Genomic DNA, 19,827 nt, shown 5'->3' with positions numbered 1-19,827 from the left:
AACACATTATCCATCGGCAGTTGGGTCGCGCAGCCGTACGCCGCCGCCTACTCGGCGAGCAAATATGGCTTGCGCGGTTTGAGCGAGGCATTGCGCGGGGAATTGACCGGGTTTGCCGATATCCATGTATGCGACATTTACCCGGCAGTCATGGACACGCCCGGCTTTCGCGACGGTGGCAATTTCACCGGCCACGCGCTCAAGCCACCACCGCCGGTCTACGATCCGCAGCGCGTGGCCGAGGCGATGGTCGCCCGGGCGCTGCATCCGCGTCCGACCACCACGGTGGGCAGTGCCGCTGTCGTCGGGCGACTGGCGCATTTTCTGCTGCCGGGTTTCGAGCGGATGTCAGGCTGGTTGACGCGGCTTGGCGTGAATCGCAGTTCACCGTCGGCGAAATCATCAGGCAACCTGTTCGAGCCGCCGAGCGGCGAACGCCGGGTCAGCGGGGGCTGGCGTGGCAAAGTACAAACGCCTTCGCTGGTCTGGGCAGCGGGCGCCGCAGTGTTGCTGGGCGGGTGTCTGGTAGCGCTGAAACGTTATCGCGATCGTCACTAGGTTTGCGCAATCGCGCGCGTCATCGCCGGTCTGCAACTGACGGCGATGGCGGGTCACGTCAAATGGATCGCAGCCGTTCACTCCAGACCTTCGGCGTGTACAAAGCACAACTTGTTGCCTTCGGGATCCCGGCAATAGGCGCCGAAATAATCTTGCGAATAGTTCGGCCTCAGCCCCGGCACGCCCTCATCCGTACCGCCCATGGCAATTGCCGCCGCCCATGCCGCCTCGACATGTTCCTGAGAGCTGCAGGCGAAGCTGATCTGAGTGCCATTGCCCCAGGTTGCCGGCAATCCGTTGAACGGCTGCTGGATAAAAAATTGCGGCCAGCGCTGCCCCGGATAATGCCAACCCGCACCCGGCGGGCCGCCGTCGTTCTCGTCCGGCATGCGCTTGAGGCCCAAGGGCGCCAGCACCGCCTCGTAAAAAGCCAGCATCACGCTGAGGTCACGCGCACCGACGATGATATGGCTGAACATGTTTTTCCTCCGATAAGCTGTGACTCTGAACTGCCCCCCAAATGCTGGATATCGATACTGTCTTTGCGGGATAGAAGACTTTGTAGGAGCCGGCTTGCTGGCGATCCAGGCGGCACGGTTAACCCGATGCACCAAGTTGCCTGGATCGCCAGCAAGCCGGCTCCTACGGCTGGAGACGCAGTTAGCGTTATTTCTTCGATCCCCCGGGCAACACCGAGCTGAGCACTTGCTTGGCCGTCTGCACGATAATGCCCGCCTGATCCGGATCGCCCCGAAGCAACGTCGTGGCGAATTTCTTTGCCTGTTCCAGCTTGATATGCGGCGGCAACGGCGGCACGTTGGGGTCGGTCTTGAACTCGATCACCACCGGCACTTCCGAAGCCAGCGCCTGCTCCCAGGCAGCGGCGACGTCCTCTTCGCGATCGACGAAAATGCCTTTCAACCCGATGGAAATCGCGAACAGGTGATAAGGCACATCGGGGATGTTCTGCGACGCTTCGAACTTGGGATCGCCCTCCATCACCCGCTGTTCCCAAGTGACCTGATTGAGGTCCTCATTGTTGAACACCGCACAGATCCACTTGGGGTTTTGCCACTGCCGCCAGTATTTGGCGACGGTGATCAACTCCGCCATGTTGCTCATCTGCATCGCTCCATCGCCGACCAGCGCGATCACCGCCCGTTGCGGGTAAGCGAATTTGGCCGCAATGGCGTAGGGCACCGCGGCGCCCATCGAGGCCAACCCGCCCGACAGCGAACACATCATGCCGCGACGGATTTTCAGGTCCCGGGCGAACCAGTTGGCGCACGAGCCGGAATCACAGGTGATGATGGCTGCGTCAGGCAGGCGGGGCGACAACTCGTGCACCACACGCTGCGGGTTGACCGGGTCCGCCTTGACCAGCGCGCGCTTCTCCAGGGTTTTCTCCCAGCTCGCGTGCCAGCCTTCAATTTTCTTGCGCCATTTGCGCTGGGTCTTGTGTTGCAGCAAAGGTAAAAGCGCCGCCAGGGTCTCGGCGGAATCCCCCACCAGATTGACTTCCATCGGATAGCGCAGACTGAGCATGTCCGGCTGCAGATCAATCTGTACGCCACGTGCATGGCCTTCCTTGGGCAGGAATTCGGAATACGGGAATCCCGAGCCGATCATCAGCAAGGTGTCGCACTCCATCATCAGCTTGTAGCTGGGCTCGGTGCCCAACAGACCGATGCTGCCGGTGACCCAAGGCAAATCGTCCGGCAACACCGCCTTGCCGAGCAGCGCTTTGGCCACGCCGGCGCCGAGCTTCTCTGCGACGGCAATGACTTGATCGGTGGCCTGCAATGCCCCGGCGCCCACCAGAATCGCGACCTTCTCACCCGCATTGAGCACGTCCGCAGCGCGCCGCAGATCCGCGTCATACGGCACGACTCTCGGCTTGCTGTAACCGACGCCGGAATGCACGGTGCCGTGCGCCCTCTCCGGTTCCTTGTATTCGGCGTCCTGCAAATCGTTAGGCAGGATCAGCGCTGTGACGCGCCGTTCACCCACGGCCGTGCGCACCGCGCGGTCGACCAGGTGCCGGACTTGCGAAGGTTCTGACGCCTGCTGCACAAACGCGCCAGCGACGTCCTTGAACATCGAGAGCAGATCCAGCTCTTGCTGATAATGACCGCCAAGCGCCGCACGTGCCTGCTGACCAACAATGGCCAGCACCGGCATGTGGTCCATCCGCGCGTCGTAGAGGCCGGTGATCAAGTGCGAAGCACCGGGGCCGGACGTGGCAATGCACACACCCAGCTCGCCGGTGAACTTGGCATGCGCCGACGCCATGAAGGCGGCCATTTCTTCATGCCGGGCCTGGACGAATTCGATCTTGCCCTGAGCACGGCTCAGCGCTCCGAATACGCCATTGATGCCGTCGCCCGGATATCCAAAAATTCGCGTGACGCCCCATTGGTTGAGTCGCTCAACCAGAAAATCGCCTACTGTCGTTGTCATGTCGTTCCTCGCCTTGGGTGCTCAGAGGTGTAAGGTCTGGACATCCCGGCGGGCTGCGAAGTTTCGACGGATTGACCTGACGCGCTTGCATCGGCCACTGGCGCGGCGCTGGAGTGCGCCAGCTGATACGATCCAGACACTCGCATCCAAGGAAGTTTTCACATGCGCTCATTTCGTAACTGCTGGCACTTATGGCTGCTGCTGAGCCTTGTCTCGCCGGCCATGGCAGATACCCAACAACCGCCTGAACACATGGTTTACCTGCGCACGATTGCGCCCGGGATCGAGCAGGACATTCGTTACGCCGGCGCGCACAACTTCACCGGTCACCCGCTCGACGGTTATGCAGCGTCAGAATGCCTGTTGTCACTGGACGCCGCGCAGGCGTTGGCACGAGTGCACACAACCTTGCAGGCGCAAGGCTACGGGTTGAAGGTTTTCGATTGCTATCGCCCCAGCCGCGCTGTGGCCGACATGGGCCGCTTCGCCACCGAACCTGGCGACCCGCGCAAGGCCGAGTTCTACCCGCGCGTCGACAAACAAGACTTCTGGCGGTTGGGTTACGTCGCGCGCGTGTCGAACCATTCCCGAGGGTCCACCGTGGACCTGACATTGACCGGCCCGAACGCCCTCCCCGCCGACACCTGGACGCCGTCAGCGGCACAAACGGATTGCACCGCACCTTACGGCCAGCGTTGGCGCGACGGCGCGCTCGACATGGGCACCGGTTATGACTGCTTTGACGAGCGCGCTCACACCGCCAACCCGACCATCGACGCGGCGGCGAAGGACAATCGCCAGCGCCTCAGCCGTGCCATGGAGAAAGAAGGCTTCAGCGGCTATGACAAAGAATGGTGGCATTTCACGTACGCGACGGGCGCCGTCCGCAAGGACGTCATGGATTTCCCCATTACCCCGCTCAGCGCCCACGACGTGCTCGGCAATAGCCAGCAACTGATCGTGGTCACCAGCAAAAACTGGACCGACGTGCAGGGCACCGCCCAGCGCTATGAGCGTGACGGCAGCACCTTTCGCAAACGCGGTGATGCTTTTGCGGTGGTGGTCGGTAAAAACGGCATGGCCTGGGGCAAGGGTCTGGTGGGTGTCGAGCCGGGCGCAGACCCGGTCAAGCGTGAAGGCGATGGCAAGGCCCCCGCCGGTGTGTTCAAGCTCGGCACGGCATTTGGTTTCGAAAAAACGGCCAACACCCGACTGTCTTACCTCGCGCTGACACCGACTACCGAATGCGTGGACGACGCCCGCTCAGCCCATTACAACGCGCTGGTCGACGGCGCCACGATGAGCAAAGACTGGAACAGCTCCGAGCAGATGCGCCAGGAAGCGGGTTACCAACAGGGCATTTTCATCGAACACAACACGCCGGCCTCTCCAGCGGCGGGCTCGTGCATCTTCTTCCACATCTGGCGCAGCCCCACCTCGCCGACGGCGGGCTGCACGGCGATGGAGCCGGCCAACATTGCCGGTTTGTTCGGGTGGCTCGACCCGGCACTGTCGCCGCTGCTGGTGCAAATGCCCGAGGCGCAATATGAGCGCTACCGTGACCTCTGGCACTTGCCGCAACGCTGAACCTTAGTGCTTGAAGCTGATGTCCGCTGCAGGTTTGACATCGATGCGCGCCACCGATCCGGTCAGGCGCGCAAGGTCCTTGTTGTGTTCGGCAATAATGTCTTCGGCGCGCAGATTGCCGTTGTCGACTGTGGAATGCGCATCGCTCGCCAGCACCACGTCGTAACCCAGTGTCAGCGCCTGGCGCACGGTGGCGTTGACGCAGTAATCGGTCTGCAGGCCGCAGATCACCAGCCGCTCGAAATCCTGGACCGGCAGCAATTTGCGTAATGACGTCTGATAGAACGAATCCGGCGTGGTCTTGCGTACGCGCTTGTCTTCGGGACTGGTGACCAGCGCTTCGGCCAGTTGCCAGTCGGGAGCGCCGTGCGCAAACGGTCCTTCGGTTTCCTCGTGCTGAATGAGCACCACCAAAATGCCAGCCTCGCGAGCCCTGGCGCTGAGAGTGTTGATGTTATCGATGACGCGTGTGATCTCGAAACATTCGTACTCCCCGGTGCACAGCGCATGTTGAACATCAATGATTAACAGTGCAGTGGTCATTAGCCTTCCTTGCCAGTCAGAAAACGAAAAACCGCCACGCAGCGCGCCGATCCGGAATCACCAATCGCCACGCCTGCGCGCCGATCCCTTGTAGCAGCTGCCGAGCCTGCGAGGCTGCGTCCTCGATCTTCGCTAATTAATACCCCAACGACAACCCGGTATTACGCCGCGGATCGTTCGCCCCATAAAACCGGTTCTTGCCCACAGGTTTGCCCTCCAGCGACGGCGCACCGACCAGAATCGCCGCGAGATGATTGGCATCCTGTGGCCCGGCAAACTTGTGCCCCCAGCTCTCCAGCATCTTCACCGTGTCCGCACTGGTGGTGAAGGTTTCCAGATTGGTTTCCTCCGGCAGCCACTGCTGGTGGAAGCGTGGCGCATCGACCGCTTCCTGAATGTTCATGCCGTAGTCGATCACGTTGAGCATGGTCAGCAAAGTTGCCGTAATAATGCGACTGCCGCCCGGCGTGCCGACGACCATCACCACTTTGCCGTCCTTGGTGACGATGGTCGGGCTCATGGAAGACAGCGGCGCCTTGCCGGGCGCAATGGCATTGGCTTCGCCCTGCACCAGGCCGTACATGTTCGGCACGCCGACCTTGGAGGTGAAGTCGTCCATTTCATCATTGAGCATGACCCCGGTTTTGCTGGCCATGACCCCGGCGCCGAACCAGTCGTTGAGGGTGTACGTCACCGACACCGCGTTGCCCCATTTATCGACGATCGAATAGTGCGTGGTGTTGCTGCCTTCATGGGGCGCGACGCCGGGCTTGAGCTCGCTGGACACCGCCGCTTTTTGCGGGGCGATGGCGGCGCGCAGCTTGGTCGCGTAGTTTTTGTCGAGCAGATGCTCGATCGGGTTTTTCACAAAGTCCGGGTCGCCGAGGAAGCTGTTGCGATCCACATAAGCGTGGCGCATCGCTTCGATCTGATAGTGCATGCCTTGGGCCGAATGGTAGCCCAGGTCTTTCATTGGATAGCCTTCGAGAATGTTCATGATCTGGCAAATCACCACACCGCCAGAGCTCGGTGGCGGCGCCGACACCACATGGTAGCCACGGTAGTCGCACTCGATGGGCGCCAGTTCCCGGGTCTTGTAGTTGTCGAGATCAGCCTGGCTGATGATGCCTTTGTTAGCCTGGCTGGATGTGACAATCGCGTCCGCCACCCAGCCTTTGTAAAAACCGTCAGCGCCCTTCTCGGAGATCTCCCGCAGGGTTTTGCTCAGGTCTTTTTGCACCAGTTTTTGCCCGACCTGCATTGGCTCGCCGTTGCTCAGGAAGATCGATCCCGAGTCGCGCATGTCCTTTTTGAACACGTCGGTCGCGTATTCCAGCATCTCGACATCGCCGTGCTCCAGCACGAAGCCGTCTTCGGCGAGCTTGATCGCCGGGGCGATGAGTTCCTTGCGCGGTTTGCTGCCGTACTTCTGCAGCGCCAGTTCCATGCCGGACACGGTGCCGGGCACGCCGACTGCCAAATGGCCGCGGGTACTGAGTTCCGGAACGACATTGCCCTCTTTGTCGAGGTACATGTCGGCGGTGGCTTTCAGTGGGGCCTTTTCACGGAAGTCGAGGAAGGTCTTGCGCCCGTCCGCCAACTGAATCGTCATGAAACCGCCACCGCCGAGGTTACCCGCTGCGGGATACACCACCGCCAGCGCATAGCCTACGGCCACGGCGGCATCGACGGCGTTGCCGCCGTTCTTCAACACATCGACACCTACGTGGCTGGCCAGTTGCTGCGCCGTCACCACCATGCCGTTTTCGGCGGCGACCGGGGCGACAGAGGCCGCGTGGGCAGACACGCAGCTGAATGCCAGGGAAGTCGCTATGAGCGATGTGGCGAGAGGTTCGAACTTCATGGGTCGGTCTCTTTTTGTTTTTGAGAGAAAACGCGTCAAGAGCAGTAGCCAAGTATGGTCGGGATTACGTTTTGCGCCTCCCCGCCGAGGCAGTATGCTGGGCGCCGAACAGCCACCTGCGGAATCCGTCTGCATGACTTTTACCTGCATGACGCTGGCCTCCCCGGTCGGCGAGTTGAAGCTGGTCGCGAATGGCGCGCGACTGGTGGCCATCCTCTGGGAAAACGACAAACCGAACCGCGTGCGACTGGGTGCGATGAGCGAAGTGGCGGACTCACAGATCCTTTTGCGCACGGCGCAACAACTGACGGAATATTTTGCGGGGACGCGGGAGCGTTTCGAGCTGGAGCTGGACTTTGTCGGGACACCGTTTCAGAAGAAAGTGTGGCACGCGTTGCTCACCATCCCGTTCGGCGAGACGCGCAGCTACAGTCAGATTGCCGTGCAGATCGGCTGTCCCGGTGCGGTGCGGGCGGTCGGTGCCGCTAACGGCAGGAATCCGATTTCCATCGTGGCGCCGTGTCATCGGGTGATCGGGGCGTCGGGCAAACTCACCGGGTTCGCCGGTGGGCTTGAGGCGAAGGAGCTATTGCTGACGCTGGAAGGCTGCGATTGGGCGGGCGCCAATCGCACGGGAAACCTTTTCTGAACCGCACACAATCCTGTAGCAGCTGCCGAGCCCGCGAGGCTGCGTTCGGCTCAGGTCCGCTGGACGCAGCCTCGCGGGCTCGGCAGCTGCTACGTTGACCGTGGTGGATTCAGAGTGTGGCGAAGAGGTTTTTCATGGCCGCGTACTGCAGCAGCATGATGGTTTTCGCGTCGCAGATTTCGCCGCGATAAAAAGCCTGGAGCGCTTCGTCGAACGACCACTCCAGCACTTCCAGTTCTTCCGTTTCCGCTTCCAGCCCGCCACCCTCGCTGACCTTGGATGAAGCATCATATTCGGCGATGAAAAAATGCAGCTTTTCCGTCACCGAACCGGGGCTCATGTACGCCTCGAAAACTTTCTGCACGTGATGCACGCGATAACCCGTCTCCTCCTCCGCTTCATCGCGAATCCGTTCTTCCGGCGCAGCTCCTTCCAAAAGCCCGGCCGCAACTTCGATCAGCAAACCGTCGTGACCGTTAACGAACACCGGCAAACGAAACTGACGCGTCAGCACGACGGTATTCTTTTCCCGGTTGAACAGCAGAATCGCCGCGCCATTGCCCCGGTCGTAAACCTCGCGGGTCTGACGTTGCCATTCGCCGTTGTTGCGCAGGTAATCGAAGGTGATTTTCTTCAGCAGGTACCAGTCGTGGGACAACACCTGAGACTCGAGGATGTTGACCCGCTCGGCTGTATTGGCCATCTATCCATTTCCCGTCAAATGAAGCGCATGTTGGATGACATCACGCTAACTTGAGCTGCTCGTCGAACTCCTTCAGATAATCTTTGGCAAGGCTGATTTTCTGTTTTTCATCGAGCAGTTTGCCGGCGCTCTGGAAGAACTTCTGTTCTTCTTCCTTGAGATGGTGATGGACCTTATCCGAGAGCTTTTTCGCCGTCGCCAGCCAAGACGGGCTGGACATCTCGGTCTCGTCGAGCTCTTCCATCATTTCGTCCATCTCGTGATGCTCGGAGATCGCATGACGGCTCAGGTCAACGCCATTATCGAATTGCATCAGCGGAATGTAGAAATGCCGTTCTTCAGCGGTCTCGTGCGCTTGAAGTTCGGCTTTGAGTCGTTCGTACGCTTCTTTACGCTCCGGGGTGTCGCCACTGGTCTGGACAACCGCTTCGGCGTAGGTGCGTTGGCGCTCGTGGCTTTCGCGCAAGGCTTCAAAAATGTTCACTGGCAATCCTCATCGGCCGCGTTCTGAAATGACGCTGTAATGCCTAGACATCTGCGCACTCGCGAGGGTTCCACGTGCGGGGATGGAACATTCACGGCGACCCGGATACGCTCAAGCATCAACGCCAAAAGGATGTAGCCGATGACTTTACGCATAGAAATGACCCAAGAGCCGACGCCCGAGGATCGAGAAGCGATCCTTGCACCGTTGCGCGCCTATAACCTTGCGCAAGCGGGTGACGGCAAGTCCGAATTGCTCGCGCTACTGGTGCGCGATGACAACGATGTGATCCTCGGCGGCCTGTACGGCCGGTTCTTCTATCAATGGTTGTTTATCGAATTGCTGTCGGTGCCGGATGAGGCGCGTGGCCAGGGCATGGGTTCACGGCTGATGAAGATGGCCGAGGACCTGGCCAGGGAAAAGGGGTGCGTGGGCATCTGGCTGGACACCTTCGACTTTCAGGCGCCGGAGTTTTACAAGAAGCTGGGCTTCAGCGAAGTAGGCCAGATCGCCGACTACCCACCGGGCCATCGGCGCTTCTTTCTACAGAAACGCCTGCTCAACCACGTTTGACACATTGTTGCGATTTAAATGCTTCCAGTAGGAGCAAGCTTGCCCGCGATGGCGGCAGTGAAATTGTGGGAGCAAGGCTTGCCCGCGATGGCGGCAGTGAGACAAACCGGGTAATAGTTCATCGCGAGCAAGCTTTGCTCCCACAGCTCAGAGGCAGGTCGCCAGCGCCGCTAACCGGCGTTTGGCAACGAAGTCGTCACGCTGGGCGTAATAGCTCAATTCTGTTCCCGTCACCGCTGTCGTCAGATCGACAAACGACTCCGCCGATCGCGTGTAAACCGTGGAGCCGCCCTTCTTGCCGGGCTGCAGATACGCGCCGGCGTCAACGCCGAATACCGCCTCATCCTGCCAGGCAAACTGCACGCACTGCGCCACGACTTTTTCCGGTTTTTCCGAGGTCAGGGTTTTGTACGGGGTGCCCGTGCGGGCATCATTCATCGCCGAACCGGCGCATCCCGCCAGCAACGTCACGGCCAGCGCCACCATCAGAATTCGCATTGCTTGTTGCTCATCAAGAAAAAACGGACTGTATCATCGTGGCGCGGCGTATCGTTCTGCTTTACTTCATTTATAGCGCGACACCGCGCAATGATTCGCGCACCCTGTCGCGCCGAATGCCACATCGCCCGTGTTACCCGGGCCTATTTTTCTGGAACGTCCCATGACACCCAATGCCGAATTTTACAAACCGACCGCTGAATATGCCGACAAGCTGATCAGTCAGATCGGACAAACGCCATCGTGGATCGCCAAACGCATCGGCGTCACCGACAAGCGGATTCGCTACATCCTCGAAGGTGAAAGAACCGTCAAAGGCGAGACCACGCCGATCCAGATGACCTATCCCGAGCAATTCGCCCTCGAATGCCTGGCGGCGGCGGCCAAGGCCAAGAAGCAGTCTTCGTAATAATTCCTCAAGGAGCGACCATGCCGGCAAGCGAACAGCAGCACGAACAGGCCCTGCAGAAATTTCTCGATGAGCGCCCCGAACTGCGCCATGAACTGGACAATCTCAATCCGTTATTGGCGCAGGCCAAGGGTGAAACCGCTGCGCAGTACCGCGATGAGCGTTTGCACGAAGCCTTCGAAGCCGAAGCGGAACGCCTGGACCTGTTTGCCTGGGAATTGACCCTGCAACTGACCGCTGCGAGCGCCGAGGACTATCAGGCGCAGCGCATGGAAGTGCACGAGGAAGTGGCCGAGATGGCAGGGATGGACTGGCTGGAGTATTGCGAGTTATATGGATTGAACAAGTGACCGTCGCCGCTCCAGGATTTATCTAACGATGCTGCCCTCGTCCCCCAGTACCCACGCCAGTCCGGGCCATCTGCATAGCCAGAAATGGCGCGGACGCGTCGGCCTGTCGCTGGTGGCCGCACTCTCGGTACTGGCGGGGATGACCGATGCCATCGGCTTCATGGCCAGCGGCGACTTCGTTTCCTTCATGAGCGGCAACACCACCCGTCTCGCCGTGGCCATCAGCGACGGCGACATGGGCCTGACCCTGCGCCTGCTGATCATCGTGGCCACGTTCATCATCGGCAACGCCCTGGGCATCGTCGCCAGCCGTCTTGGCGGTCGGCGGGCGCTGCCTTTATTGCTGTGCATCGCCACCCTACTCTGCGGCGCTGCTGCCTGGCCGTATGAGGAAAAACTGCCGGCGTTGCTGGCGGCGATCATCGCCATGGGCATGCTCAATGCCGCCGTGGAGGAAGTGAATGGCCTGCCGGTCGGCCTGACCTATGTCACCGGCGCCCTGTCACGCTTCGGCCGCGGCCTGGGACGCTGGATGCTCGGCGAACGGCGCAATGGCTGGCGGGTGCAGTTGATTCCCTGGGCCGGAATGTTTGCCGGCGCGGTGCTGGGTGCGGTGCTGGAGCATCACATTGGGCTCAGCGCGTTGTTTGTCAGCGGGTTGCTGGCGGGCGCGATCGGGTTGCTGTCGTTGAAGATTCCGCGGCGGTGGCAGTTGGGGTATATGCCACGTTGATCGGGTGCTTACCTGCAATATTGTTGTTGTCTGACTGGACGCTTTCGCGAGCAGGCTCGCTCCCACAGGGTGCTGTGGTGGATTTCAATGATATGTACGGCACAACTCCCCCCTGTGGGAGCGAGCCTGCTCGCGAAGGCGGCAACTCGGGTCTTGAGCAAACCCACTTCGCCGCCCCACCCATAAAGCTTTATCATGCCCACAGTTCCGTTGACCCGAGTCCGTCATGAAGTTCGCCATCGCGCTGTTTTCCGCTGCCCATGCGCCCTCCTCGCGCCGCGCCTTGCTGTTCGCCCAGGCCGCGCTGGCCGGCGGTCATGAAATTGTCCGGCTGTTTTGTTATCAGGATGGCGTCTACAACGCGTCCGACAGCGTGGTTACGCCGCAGGATGAACAGGATTTGCCCAAACAATGGCGCGCCTTTGTCAGCGAGCATCAACTCGACGGCGTCGTGTGCATTGCTGCCGCCCTGCGTCGTGGCGTGTTGAACGAAGAAGAAGCCCGCCGTTATCAGCGCGAAGCGGTTGCCGTTGGTGCGCCGTGGGAATTGTCCGGTCTGGGCCAGTTGCACGACGCGGTGCAGGATGCCGACCGCCTGATCTGTTTCGGAGGCGCGTGAAATGCCCAAATCCTTGCTGATTATCAGCCGCCAGTCACCGTGGTCGGGACCGGGTGCCCGCGAAGCTCTGGACATCGTGCTGGCCGGCGGCGCCTTCGATCTGCCGATCGGCCTGCTGTTTCTCGATGACGGTGTGTTTCAACTGGCCGCGAAGCAAGACGCCAAGGCTTTGCAATTGAAGGACCTGAGCGCCAATTTGCAGGCCTTGCCGATGTTTGGTGTGGAAGACCTGTTCGTCTGCGCCGACAGCACCGCCGAACGCGGGCTCGACCCGGCCGGTTTGTCCATCGAAGACGCCCAAGTGCTGACCGCGCCGCAAATCACCGCACTCATTGACCGTTACGACCAGGTGATCACCCTCTGATGTCGACTTTGCACGTGTTGTCTCATTCCCCGTTCGGCGATGACCGACTGACCAGCTGCCTGCGCGTGATCGGCGCCAACGATGCAGTGCTGCTGACCGGCGACGCCGTGTATGCGCTGCAACCCGGCACGGCGCCGTTCACTGCGCTAGCCGCCGCAAGCCCGACATTGTTCGTGCTGGCCGAAGACGCCCAGGCGCGCGCGCTGGCCATTCCTGAAAAAGCCACGGCCGTCGATTACCCGGCCTTCGTCGAACTGTCGATCCACTACGACAAGGTCAACAGCTGGCTATGAATTCCCTGACGGTAGGCGCGCGCGCCATCGAGTTGGACAAGGACGGTTTTCTGCTTGAACTGAGCGACTGGTCCGCCGACGTGGCCAGCGCCCTGGCCGCCGCCGAGGGCATCGAGTTAAGCGCCGAGCACTGGGAAATTCTCGAATTGCTGCGCAGCTTTTACGCCGAATTCCAGTTGTCGCCAGCGACACGTCCGCTAATCAAATACACCGCGTTGAAGCTCGGCCCGGAAAAAGGCAACAGCCTGCACCTGAACCGACTGTTCAAAGGCACCCCTGCCAAACTCGCCGCGAAACTGGCGGGCCTGCCCAAACCGACGAACTGCTTATGACCGATTACCCAGCGCTGACCCTCGAAACGCCGGCCGAACACCCCTTCGCCCAGTTCGTGCGCATTCTTGGCAAAGGCAAACGGGGAGCCCGCGACCTGACCCGCGAAGAAGCCCGGGTCGCCATGGGCATGGTGCTCGACGACCAGGTCGAGGCCACCCAGCTTGGTGCGTTTCTGATGTTGCTGCGGCACAAGGAAGAAAGCGCCGAAGAAATGGCCGGGTTCACCGAAGCCTTGCGTCAGCGGTTGCAAGCGCCGGCATTGAATGTCGATCTGGACTGGCCGACCTATGCCGGCAAGAAGCGCCATCTGCCTTGGTATCTGCTGGCAGCCAAGTGCCTGGGGCAAAACGGCTTGCGCATCTTCATGCACGGCGGCGGCGCACACACGGCCGGGCGCCTGTACAGCGAGCAACTGCTCAATGAACTGAAAATCCCCCTGTGCCGCAACTGGCAACAGGTCGGTTCGGCGCTGGATAACGGCGGACTGGCGTTCATGCCCCTGATCGACTGGGCGCCGCCCTTGCAGCGCATGATCGACTTGCGTAACACACTGGGCCTGCGCTCGCCGATTCATTCCCTGGCGCGAATTCTCAATCCACTGGGCGCCCGCTGCGGCCTGCAAAGCATTTTTCACCCCGGTTACCAGGCCGTGCACCGCGATGCCAGCGGCTTGCTCGGTGACACCGCGATTGTGGTCAAGGGCGACGGCGGCGAGATTGAAATCAATCCGGATGCTGCCAGTCATTTGTATGGCACCACCGGCGGCGTGAGTTGGGACGAGGAATGGCCGCAGATGTCGAGCCAGCGTCACGTCAAACCTGCTTCGCTCGATCCTCAACAGCTGAAGGCGGTGTGGCGCGGCGATGTGGTCGACAGCTATCCGCAAATGGCACTCATCGCCACCATGGCCTTGGCGCTGCGTGGCCTCGGACAACCGCGCGAACAGGCTTTCCAGACCGCCCAGCAATACTGGGACGCGCGAGACAAATCGATTTAACCGATCATAAGCGCCCAACCTTTGCGCTATTTTATCGAACCTATGCGAATAGACTCTTCTCCAACGCTTATTGGTGGAGGAGTCCTGAACATGGGTTTGTTAGTTGAAGGTCGCTGGCATGACCAGTGGTACGAAAGCAGCAAGGACGGCGCATTCCAGCGCGAGCAAGCACAGCGCCGCAATTGGGTGACCGCAGACGGCACGCCAGGACCCAGCGGCGTCGGTGGTTTTGCAGCCGAACCCGGCCGCTATCATCTGTACGTTTCCCTCGCCTGTCCGTGGGCGCATCGCACGCTGATCCTGCGCAAACTCAAAGGCCTCGACAGCCTGATCGACGTGTCGGTAGTCAGCTACCTGATGCTGGAGAACGGCTGGACCTTCGACCAATCCCACGGCTCCACCGGCGACAAACTGGATGATCTGAGCTTCCTGCACCAGCGCTATACCGCCGACACCGCCGACTACACCGGCCGTGTCACCGTGCCAGTGCTCTGGGACAAGCAGCAGAACCGCATCGTCAGTAATGAATCGGCGGAAATCATCCGCATGTTCAACAGCGCCTTTGATGAGTTGACCGGCAATAAACTGGACTTCTACCCCGCACCGCTGCGAGCCGAGATCGATGCGTTGAACGACCGTATTTATCCAGCGGTGAACAATGGCGTGTATCGCGCCGGGTTTGCGACGTCACAGCAGGCTTATGAAGAAGCGTTCGATGAGGTGTTTGCCGAGCTGGATCGACTGGAGCAGCTGTTAGGCGCCAATCGTTATCTAGTCGGCGAATACCTGACAGAGGCAGACGTGCGCTTGTTTACCACGTTGATTCGCTTTGACGCGGTGTACCACGGTCACTTCAAGTGCAACCTGCGGCGGATCGCCGATTATCCGAACCTGTCGAACTGGCTGCGGGAAATGTACCAGTGGCCGGGAATTGCCGAGACGGTGGATTTCACCCACATCAAGAATCATTACTACGGCAGTCACAAGACGATTAATCCGACAGGGATTGTGCCGAAAGGGCCGGAGCAGGATTTCGCGGCGCCGCATGATCGGGCGCGGTTGAATGGGAAGGGGGTTTGGCAGAAAAGCTGATCAAAGCCTTCACGGCGAAGGAAATCATGGGTGGCGAGGGGATTAATGTGTGGCGAGGGGATTTATCCCCGTTGGACTGCGCAGCAGTCCCCTCCTTGAAACCCAAGGGCAAGGGCCGCTGCGCGCCCCAACGGGGATAAATCCCCTCACCACAATTCAGACCTGTGCCTGAGCCCCTTCGAACCACGCCAGTTTCTCGCGCAGCTGCACCACCTCACCCACAATCACCAGCGTCGGAGCATGCACTTCATGCTCCGCGACCAGCCGTGGCAGATCGGCCAACGTGCCGGTAAACACTCGCTGGTTGACCGTGGTGCCCTGCTGAATCAGCGCCGCCGGCGTGTCGGCTGAGCGGCCGTGTTTGATCAACTGCTCGCAGATCACCGGCAACCCCACCAGGCCCATGTAAAACACCAGGGTCTGCGCCGGCGCGACCAGATCGGCCCACGGCAAATCGGTGGAGCCGTCTTTCAAGTGACCGGTGACAAAGCGTACTGACTGGGCGTGATCGCGGTGGGTCAGCGGAATCCCGGCATACGCGGCGCAACCGCTGGCGGCCGTGATGCCCGGCACCACCTGGAACGGAATGCCATGAGCCGCCAGTTCTTCGATCTCTTCACCACCACGGCCGAAGATGAACGGGTCGCCGCCCTTCAACCGCACAACGCGCTTGCCGGCCTTGGCCAGATCGACCAATTGCTGATTGATCTGATCCTGTGGCACCGCGTGTTCAGCGCGACGTTTGCCGACGTAAACCCGCTCGGCATCGCGACGGCACAAATCGAGAATTGCCGGCGCTACCAGACGGTCATACAGCACTACATCGGCTTGCTGCATCAGGCGCAACGCGCGGAAGGTCAGCAGATCGGGATCACCCGGGCCAGCGCCCACCAGATAAACCTCTCCCGTGGTGGCCGGTGCTTCGCCGGCAATCTTGGCCAGCAGCAGGCGCTCTGCTTCAGTGCCCTGCCCGGCCAGTTGCCGATCGGCAATCGGACCCTGGAAAACATCTTCCCAGAACGCCCGGCGCTGCTGCACATCCGGGAACAGACCTTTGACCTGACTGCGAAAACGCGCAGCCAGGCCGGCCAGTTGCCCGTAAGTGGAAGGAATCCAGGTTTCCAGCTTGGCCCGAATCAACCGCGCCAGCACCGGCGCATCGCCGCCGCTGGACACCGCGATAATCAACGGAGAACGATCAACAATCGCCGGGAAAATCACGCTGCACAGCGCAGGCGCATCGACCACGTTGACCGGCACGCAGCGCCGATGAGCATCGGCGGAGACCCGCGCATTCAACGGTTCATCATCAGTGGCGGCAATCACCAGCCCGCAACCGTCAAGATCCGCTTCGACGTAGCCACGCAACAGGCAATCGCCACCGCTGCCGACCACCAGCTCGCGCAGTTGCGGTTCGATTTCAGGTGCGACAACCCGCAGCAGCGCACCGGCTTCGGCCAGCAGGCGGGATTTGCGCAAAGCAATCTCCCCCCCGCCGACGACCAACACACGACTGCCGCGCAGGTTGTGAAACAGCGGCAGATAGTCCATTTAGCCGATGACCTCGAGGCCACCCATGTACGGTTTCAAGACGTCCGGCACACGGATCGAACCGTCGGCCTGCTGGTAGTTTTCCAGCACCGCCACCAGCGTACGACCCACCGCCAGGCCGGAGCCGTTCAAGGTGTGCACCAGTTCCGGCTTGCCGGTTTCCGGGTTGCGGAAGCGCGCTTGCATGCGTCGGGCCTGGAAATCGCCGCAGTTGGAGCACGAGGAAATTTCGCGGTATTTATCCTGGCTCGGAATCCACACTTCCAGGTCGTAGGTCTTGACCGCGCTGAAGCCCATGTCGCCAGTGCACAGTGCCAGGGTCCGATAAGGCAATTCAAGCAATTGCAGGACCTTCTCGGCGTTGGCGGTCAGGCCTTCCAGCGCTTCCATCGATGTCGACGGCTCGACGATCTGGACCATTTCGACCTTGTCGAACTGGTGCTGACGAATCATGCCGCGGGTATCGCGACCCGATGCGCCAGCTTCACTGCGGAAGCACGGGGTGTGCGCGACGAATTTGATCGGCAGCAATTTCGCATCGACGATTTCGCCGGCAACGATATTGGTCAGGGAGACCTCAGCGGTCGGGATCAAGTACAGATCGGCTTCGCCTTCGCGGGCGATCTTGAACAGGTCTTCTTCGAACTTGGGCAACTGACCGGTGCCTTGCAGCGCCGGTGCCTGGACCAGATAAGGCGTGTAGGCCTCTTCATAACCGTGCTCGCTGGTGTGCAGGTTGATCATGAACTGCGCCAGTGCGCGGTGCAGACGTGCGATCGGGCCGCGCAACAAGGCGAAACGTGCGCCGGACAACTTGGCAGCGGTTTCGAAATCCAGCCAGCCGAACTTCTCACCTAGGGCGACGTGGTCCTGAACCGGGAAATCAAATGCGGTCGGCGTGCCCCAGCGGCGCACTTCGACGTTGTCGTCTTCATCCTTGCCGACCGGCACGGATTCGTGCGGCAGGTTCGGAATACCCAGCAGGATCGAGTCCAGATCGGTCTGGATCGCGTCCAGCTCGACTTTACCGGCGCTCAATTCATCGGCCATGCGCTCGACGTCCGCCATCAACGGCGCGATGTCTTCGCCGCGCTGCTTCGCCTGACCGATGGATTTGGAACGCGCATTACGTTCAGCCTGCAGGGCTTCGGTGCGGGTCTGGACGGTCTTGCGCTGTTCTTCCAGCGCTTCGATGCGCGCCACATCCAGCGTGTATCCACGGGATGCGAGGCGGTCCGCTACGTCCTGAAGGTTGCTACGTAACAGTTTGGAATCGAGCATGTCGGTCTCTCGTTATCAAAGTTTGGTCAGGGACAGGCCAGCCCAGGTGGCAAGCAGCCCGCCGAATACGCTGATGGCCGCATAGCCCAGGGCCAGCGGCACCTGCCCGCTTTCCAGCAGGCGCACCGTATCCAGTGAAAAGGATGAAAATGTCGTCAGGCCCCCGAGGAAGCCGACCATCAGCCCGGCACGGACCTCGATGGGCACCTCCGGACGGATCAAAAACAGACCGTAAAGAACGCCGATCAGCAAACAGCCCACGATATTAACGGCCAGCGTCGCGCTATAGAAGTGCCGCGGCCAATTCGCGTTGATCCAGTTGCCGGTGGCAAAGCGCAACAGCGTACCGGCGACGCCGCCAATGGAAACTGCAACGATCAATGGGAGCACTATTTTCTCCGCTGCCGGGGACTGAGACGGTCGAGTTGAGCGAGGTGGTTCAGTTTCTCGCCGATCTTCAGCTCGAGGCCGCGCGGCACCGGCTGATAGAACGGCTGAGGGTCGAGTTCATCCGGGAAGTAATCTTCGCCGGCCGCATAAGCGTCCGGTTCGTCATGGGCGTAGCGGTATTCGTCGCCATAACCCAATTGCTTCATCAGCTTGGTCGGGGCGTTACGCAGGTGCAGCGGCACTTCCAGCGAACCGTGTTCGGTGGCGCTGCGCATCGCCGCTTTGAAACCCATGTAAACCGCATTGCTCTTCGGCGCGCAGGCCAGGTAGGTGATGGCTTGCGCGACGGCGAGCTCGCCTTCGGGGCTGCCCAGCCGTTCCTGCACTTCCCACGCTGCCAGGCACAGGCTCAGGGCGCGCGGGTCGGCGTTGCCGATGTCTTCGCTGGCCATGCGCACTACGCGCCGAGCCAGGTACAGCGGATCGCAACCGCCGTCGATCATCCGCGCGAACCAATACAGCGCGCCGTCGGGGTTGGAGCCGCGTACCGATTTGTGCAGGGCGGAAATCTGGTCGTAGAAGGCTTCGCCACCCTTGTCGAAACGCCGACGGGTGTCGCCGAGCAGACTCTGCAGCAAGTCGGTGCCGATCTCGCTGTCATCTTCCGCCAGGTCCGAAGCATTTTCGAGCAGGTTGAGCAGGCGCCGGCCATCGCCATCGGCGGCTGACAGCAGCATCTGAAAGCCCTCATCGCTGAGGGTCAGCTGCCGTTTGCCGAGACCACGCTCTTCAGTAAGCGCGCGATGGACCAATTTGCGCAGCGCCGCTTCGTCGAGGCTCTTGAGTACGTAGACACGCGCCCGCGAGAGCAAAGCGTTGTTGAGTTCGAAAGAGGGGTTTTCAGTGGTCGCGCCGATGAAAATCAGCGTGCCGTCTTCGACGTACGGCAGGAACGCATCCTGCTGCGATTTGTTGAAGCGATGCACTTCATCGACGAAGAGGATGGTGCGCTTGCCGTATTGCCCCGCTTGCTGCTTGGCAATTTCCACGGCCTGGCGGATTTCCTTGACCCCGGCGAGTACCGCCGAAACGGTCTCGAAGTGCGCGTCGGAGACTTCTGCGAGCAAACGCGCCAGGGTGGTTTTACCGACACCCGGCGGCCCCCAGAAAATCATCGAGTGCAGAGCACCCTGCTCCAGCGCTTCGCGCAAAGGCTTGCCGCGAGCGAGCAGGTGTTCCTGACCGACGTACTCGTCCAGGTTAGCCGCACGCAAGCGCGCGGCCAATGGCTGAGCAATCGGGGCACTGCGAAACAGGTCCATCACGTACTTTCAAAACCTCGCTTTATCACGTAGTGCCCAAGCCTGGTGAAATCCTGTGGCGAGGGAGCTTGCTCCCGCTGGGCCGGGCTGGCGCCCCAGTGCGAAACGCCCGCTCTTTTCTACCTGAACAAAAAGGGACTGCTGCGCAGTCCAGCGGGAGCAAGCTCCCTCGCC

24 protein-coding genes are annotated in these 19,827 nt (G+C 60.8%); 13 read left to right on the top strand and 11 right to left on the bottom strand.

The features are described from left to right. Window positions 1-558, top strand: a 558-nt coding sequence (locus tag DU29_RS0126300) for an SDR family NAD(P)-dependent oxidoreductase (protein WP_028624384.1), incomplete at its 5' end; no start/stop codon positions are given. A 77-nt stretch (window positions 559-635) separates the two neighbouring features. On the opposite strand, the gene DU29_RS0126295 is transcribed toward DU29_RS0126300, so the two are convergent. Both DU29_RS0126295 and DU29_RS0126290 read right to left on the bottom strand, forming a co-directional pair. Next, the gene (locus DU29_RS0126295; protein ID WP_028624383.1) at window positions 636-1,037 is read right to left on the bottom strand and encodes a VOC family protein; all 402 of its coding nucleotides are present in this window, start codon (window positions 1,035-1,037) and stop codon (window positions 636-638) included. A gap of 187 nt (window positions 1,038-1,224) precedes the next feature. After that, window positions 1,225-3,018 (bottom strand): thiamine pyrophosphate-requiring protein, encoded by a 1,794-nt coding sequence (locus DU29_RS0126290; protein WP_028624382.1) that lies wholly within the window; start codon window positions 3,016-3,018, stop codon window positions 1,225-1,227. Between the two features lie 162 nt (window positions 3,019-3,180). Between DU29_RS0126290 and DU29_RS0126285 the strand changes: the two genes are divergently transcribed. Beyond that, window positions 3,181-4,605 carry a M15 family metallopeptidase gene (locus tag DU29_RS0126285; protein WP_028624381.1) on the top strand — a complete coding sequence of 475 codons (1,425 nt, stop codon included), beginning with the start codon at window positions 3,181-3,183 and terminating at the stop codon, window positions 4,603-4,605. 3 nt (window positions 4,606-4,608) lie between these two features. On the opposite strand, the gene DU29_RS0126280 is transcribed toward DU29_RS0126285, so the two are convergent. Both DU29_RS0126280 and ggt read right to left on the bottom strand, forming a co-directional pair. Then, window positions 4,609-5,148: a cysteine hydrolase family protein gene (locus DU29_RS0126280; RefSeq protein ID WP_028624380.1), complete on the bottom strand. Its 540-nt coding sequence runs from the start codon at window positions 5,146-5,148 to the stop codon at window positions 4,609-4,611. A 136-nt stretch (window positions 5,149-5,284) separates the two neighbouring features. After that, window positions 5,285-7,012: a gamma-glutamyltransferase gene (gene ggt, locus DU29_RS0126275; protein ID WP_028624379.1), complete on the bottom strand. Its 1,728-nt coding sequence runs from the start codon at window positions 7,010-7,012 to the stop codon at window positions 5,285-5,287. A gap of 133 nt (window positions 7,013-7,145) precedes the next feature. Between ggt and DU29_RS0126270 the strand changes: the two genes are divergently transcribed. Continuing rightward, on the top strand, window positions 7,146-7,661 hold the full coding sequence (locus tag DU29_RS0126270; protein WP_028624378.1) for a methylated-DNA--[protein]-cysteine S-methyltransferase: 516 nt from the start codon (window positions 7,146-7,148) through the stop codon (window positions 7,659-7,661). Between the two features lie 109 nt (window positions 7,662-7,770). Here DU29_RS0126270 and DU29_RS0126265 read toward each other — a convergent pair whose 3' ends face one another. Both DU29_RS0126265 and DU29_RS0126260 read right to left on the bottom strand, forming a co-directional pair. Further along, entirely contained in the window at window positions 7,771-8,364 is a 594-nt protein-coding gene (locus tag DU29_RS0126265) for an NUDIX domain-containing protein (RefSeq protein ID WP_028624377.1), read from the bottom strand. A gap of 40 nt (window positions 8,365-8,404) precedes the next feature. Further along, window positions 8,405-8,848, bottom strand: coding sequence for a hemerythrin domain-containing protein (locus tag DU29_RS0126260; RefSeq protein WP_028624376.1), 444 nt, complete (start codon window positions 8,846-8,848; stop codon window positions 8,405-8,407). 141 nt (window positions 8,849-8,989) lie between these two features. On the opposite strand from DU29_RS0126260, the gene DU29_RS0126255 reads away from it, so the two are divergent. Beyond that, complete coding sequence (locus tag DU29_RS0126255) at window positions 8,990-9,421, top strand: GNAT family N-acetyltransferase (protein ID WP_028624375.1); 432 nt, start codon at window positions 8,990-8,992, stop codon at window positions 9,419-9,421. 147 nt (window positions 9,422-9,568) lie between these two features. Here the strand turns inward: DU29_RS0126255 and DU29_RS0126250 are convergent, their stop codons facing one another. Continuing rightward, window positions 9,569-9,919 (bottom strand): hypothetical protein, encoded by a 351-nt coding sequence (locus tag DU29_RS0126250; RefSeq protein ID WP_028624374.1) that lies wholly within the window; start codon window positions 9,917-9,919, stop codon window positions 9,569-9,571. A gap of 163 nt (window positions 9,920-10,082) precedes the next feature. On the opposite strand from DU29_RS0126250, the gene DU29_RS0126245 reads away from it, so the two are divergent. The 9 genes from DU29_RS0126245 (at window position 10,083) to DU29_RS0126205 (ending at window position 15,109) form a co-directional block, all read left to right on the top strand. Further along, window positions 10,083-10,328: a hypothetical protein gene (locus tag DU29_RS0126245; RefSeq protein WP_028624373.1), complete on the top strand. Its 246-nt coding sequence runs from the start codon at window positions 10,083-10,085 to the stop codon at window positions 10,326-10,328. A 20-nt stretch (window positions 10,329-10,348) separates the two neighbouring features. Then, window positions 10,349-10,678, top strand: a complete 330-nt coding sequence (locus tag DU29_RS0126240; RefSeq protein ID WP_028624372.1) for a DUF6388 family protein — start codon at window positions 10,349-10,351, stop codon at window positions 10,676-10,678. Between the two features lie 28 nt (window positions 10,679-10,706). After that, a complete protein-coding gene (locus DU29_RS0126235; RefSeq protein WP_028624371.1) occupies window positions 10,707-11,411 on the top strand; it encodes a YoaK family protein in 705 nt (234 codons plus the stop codon). Window positions 11,412-11,637: 226 nt separating this feature from the next. Next, a complete protein-coding gene (gene tusD, locus DU29_RS0126230) occupies window positions 11,638-12,030 on the top strand; it encodes a sulfurtransferase complex subunit TusD (protein ID WP_028624370.1) in 393 nt (130 codons plus the stop codon). Between the two features lies 1 nt (window position 12,031). After that, window positions 12,032-12,394, top strand: a complete 363-nt coding sequence (tusC, locus tag DU29_RS0126225) for a sulfurtransferase complex subunit TusC (protein WP_028624369.1) — start codon at window positions 12,032-12,034, stop codon at window positions 12,392-12,394. Next, window positions 12,394-12,687, top strand: a complete 294-nt coding sequence (gene tusB / locus DU29_RS0126220; protein WP_028624368.1) for a sulfurtransferase complex subunit TusB — start codon at window positions 12,394-12,396, stop codon at window positions 12,685-12,687. The genes tusC and tusB overlap by 1 nt, the downstream gene beginning before the upstream one ends. Further along, on the top strand, window positions 12,684-13,019 hold the full coding sequence (locus DU29_RS0126215) for a TusE/DsrC/DsvC family sulfur relay protein (protein WP_028624367.1): 336 nt from the start codon (window positions 12,684-12,686) through the stop codon (window positions 13,017-13,019). Before tusB ends, DU29_RS0126215 begins: the two co-directional genes overlap by 4 nt. After that, entirely contained in the window at window positions 13,016-14,017 is a 1,002-nt protein-coding gene (locus DU29_RS0126210; RefSeq protein WP_028624366.1) for a glycosyl transferase family protein, read from the top strand. The genes DU29_RS0126215 and DU29_RS0126210 overlap by 4 nt, the downstream gene beginning before the upstream one ends. Window positions 14,018-14,107: 90 nt before the next feature. Further along, window positions 14,108-15,109 carry a glutathione S-transferase family protein gene (locus tag DU29_RS0126205; protein WP_028624365.1) on the top strand — a complete coding sequence of 334 codons (1,002 nt, stop codon included), beginning with the start codon at window positions 14,108-14,110 and terminating at the stop codon, window positions 15,107-15,109. 156 nt (window positions 15,110-15,265) lie between these two features. On the opposite strand, the gene cysG is transcribed toward DU29_RS0126205, so the two are convergent. The 4 genes from cysG to DU29_RS0126185 are packed head-to-tail and all read right to left on the bottom strand — an operon-like array spanning window position 15,266 to window position 19,653. Further along, the gene (gene cysG, locus DU29_RS0126200) at window positions 15,266-16,660 is read right to left on the bottom strand and encodes a siroheme synthase CysG (RefSeq protein WP_028624364.1); all 1,395 of its coding nucleotides are present in this window, start codon (window positions 16,658-16,660) and stop codon (window positions 15,266-15,268) included. After that, window positions 16,661-17,941 carry a serine--tRNA ligase gene (serS, locus tag DU29_RS0126195; protein WP_028624363.1) on the bottom strand — a complete coding sequence of 427 codons (1,281 nt, stop codon included), beginning with the start codon at window positions 17,939-17,941 and terminating at the stop codon, window positions 16,661-16,663. A gap of 15 nt (window positions 17,942-17,956) precedes the next feature. Then, entirely contained in the window at window positions 17,957-18,331 is a 375-nt protein-coding gene (gene crcB, locus DU29_RS0126190) for a fluoride efflux transporter CrcB (RefSeq protein WP_028624362.1), read from the bottom strand. Further along, the gene (locus DU29_RS0126185; RefSeq protein ID WP_028624361.1) at window positions 18,331-19,653 is read right to left on the bottom strand and encodes a replication-associated recombination protein A; all 1,323 of its coding nucleotides are present in this window, start codon (window positions 19,651-19,653) and stop codon (window positions 18,331-18,333) included. The genes crcB and DU29_RS0126185 overlap by 1 nt, the downstream gene beginning before the upstream one ends. Window positions 19,654-19,827: the final 174 nt, after the last annotated feature.

Origin of the sequence: Pseudomonas sp. Ant30-3, assembly GCF_000690905.1 — a bacterium.
In the GTDB taxonomy this organism is placed as follows: domain Bacteria; phylum Pseudomonadota; class Gammaproteobacteria; order Pseudomonadales; family Pseudomonadaceae; genus Aquipseudomonas.
This window is presented reverse-complemented; position numbering and strand designations above follow the sequence as displayed.

Excerpts from the sequence above, each read along its gene's own strand:
- DU29_RS0126295 (WP_028624383.1), bottom strand. The coding sequence starts at position 1,037 with ATGTTCAGCCATATCATCGTCGGTGCGCGTGACCTCAGCGTGATGCTG.
- DU29_RS0126290 (WP_028624382.1), bottom strand. The coding sequence starts at position 3,018 with ATGACAACGACAGTAGGCGATTTTCTGGTTGAGCGACTCAACCAATGG.
- DU29_RS0126285 (WP_028624381.1), top strand. The coding sequence starts at position 3,181 with ATGCGCTCATTTCGTAACTGCTGGCACTTATGGCTGCTGCTGAGCCTT.
- DU29_RS0126280 (WP_028624380.1), bottom strand. The coding sequence starts at position 5,148 with ATGACCACTGCACTGTTAATCATTGATGTTCAACATGCGCTGTGCACC.
- ggt (WP_028624379.1), bottom strand. The coding sequence starts at position 7,012 with ATGAAGTTCGAACCTCTCGCCACATCGCTCATAGCGACTTCCCTGGCA.
- DU29_RS0126270 (WP_028624378.1), top strand. The coding sequence starts at position 7,146 with ATGACTTTTACCTGCATGACGCTGGCCTCCCCGGTCGGCGAGTTGAAG.
- DU29_RS0126265 (WP_028624377.1), bottom strand. The coding sequence starts at position 8,364 with ATGGCCAATACAGCCGAGCGGGTCAACATCCTCGAGTCTCAGGTGTTG.
- DU29_RS0126255 (WP_028624375.1), top strand. The coding sequence starts at position 8,990 with ATGACTTTACGCATAGAAATGACCCAAGAGCCGACGCCCGAGGATCGA.
- DU29_RS0126250 (WP_028624374.1), bottom strand. The coding sequence starts at position 9,919 with ATGCGAATTCTGATGGTGGCGCTGGCCGTGACGTTGCTGGCGGGATGC.
- DU29_RS0126245 (WP_028624373.1), top strand. The coding sequence starts at position 10,083 with ATGACACCCAATGCCGAATTTTACAAACCGACCGCTGAATATGCCGAC.
- DU29_RS0126240 (WP_028624372.1), top strand. The coding sequence starts at position 10,349 with ATGCCGGCAAGCGAACAGCAGCACGAACAGGCCCTGCAGAAATTTCTC.
- DU29_RS0126235 (WP_028624371.1), top strand. The coding sequence starts at position 10,707 with ATGCTGCCCTCGTCCCCCAGTACCCACGCCAGTCCGGGCCATCTGCAT.
- tusD (WP_028624370.1), top strand. The coding sequence starts at position 11,638 with ATGAAGTTCGCCATCGCGCTGTTTTCCGCTGCCCATGCGCCCTCCTCG.
- tusC (WP_028624369.1), top strand. The coding sequence starts at position 12,032 with ATGCCCAAATCCTTGCTGATTATCAGCCGCCAGTCACCGTGGTCGGGA.
- tusB (WP_028624368.1), top strand. The coding sequence starts at position 12,394 with ATGTCGACTTTGCACGTGTTGTCTCATTCCCCGTTCGGCGATGACCGA.
- DU29_RS0126215 (WP_028624367.1), top strand. The coding sequence starts at position 12,684 with ATGAATTCCCTGACGGTAGGCGCGCGCGCCATCGAGTTGGACAAGGAC.
- DU29_RS0126210 (WP_028624366.1), top strand. The coding sequence starts at position 13,016 with ATGACCGATTACCCAGCGCTGACCCTCGAAACGCCGGCCGAACACCCC.
- DU29_RS0126205 (WP_028624365.1), top strand. The coding sequence starts at position 14,108 with ATGGGTTTGTTAGTTGAAGGTCGCTGGCATGACCAGTGGTACGAAAGC.
- cysG (WP_028624364.1), bottom strand. The coding sequence starts at position 16,660 with ATGGACTATCTGCCGCTGTTTCACAACCTGCGCGGCAGTCGTGTGTTG.
- serS (WP_028624363.1), bottom strand. The coding sequence starts at position 17,941 with ATGCTCGATTCCAAACTGTTACGTAGCAACCTTCAGGACGTAGCGGAC.
- DU29_RS0126185 (WP_028624361.1), bottom strand. The coding sequence starts at position 19,653 with ATGGACCTGTTTCGCAGTGCCCCGATTGCTCAGCCATTGGCCGCGCGC.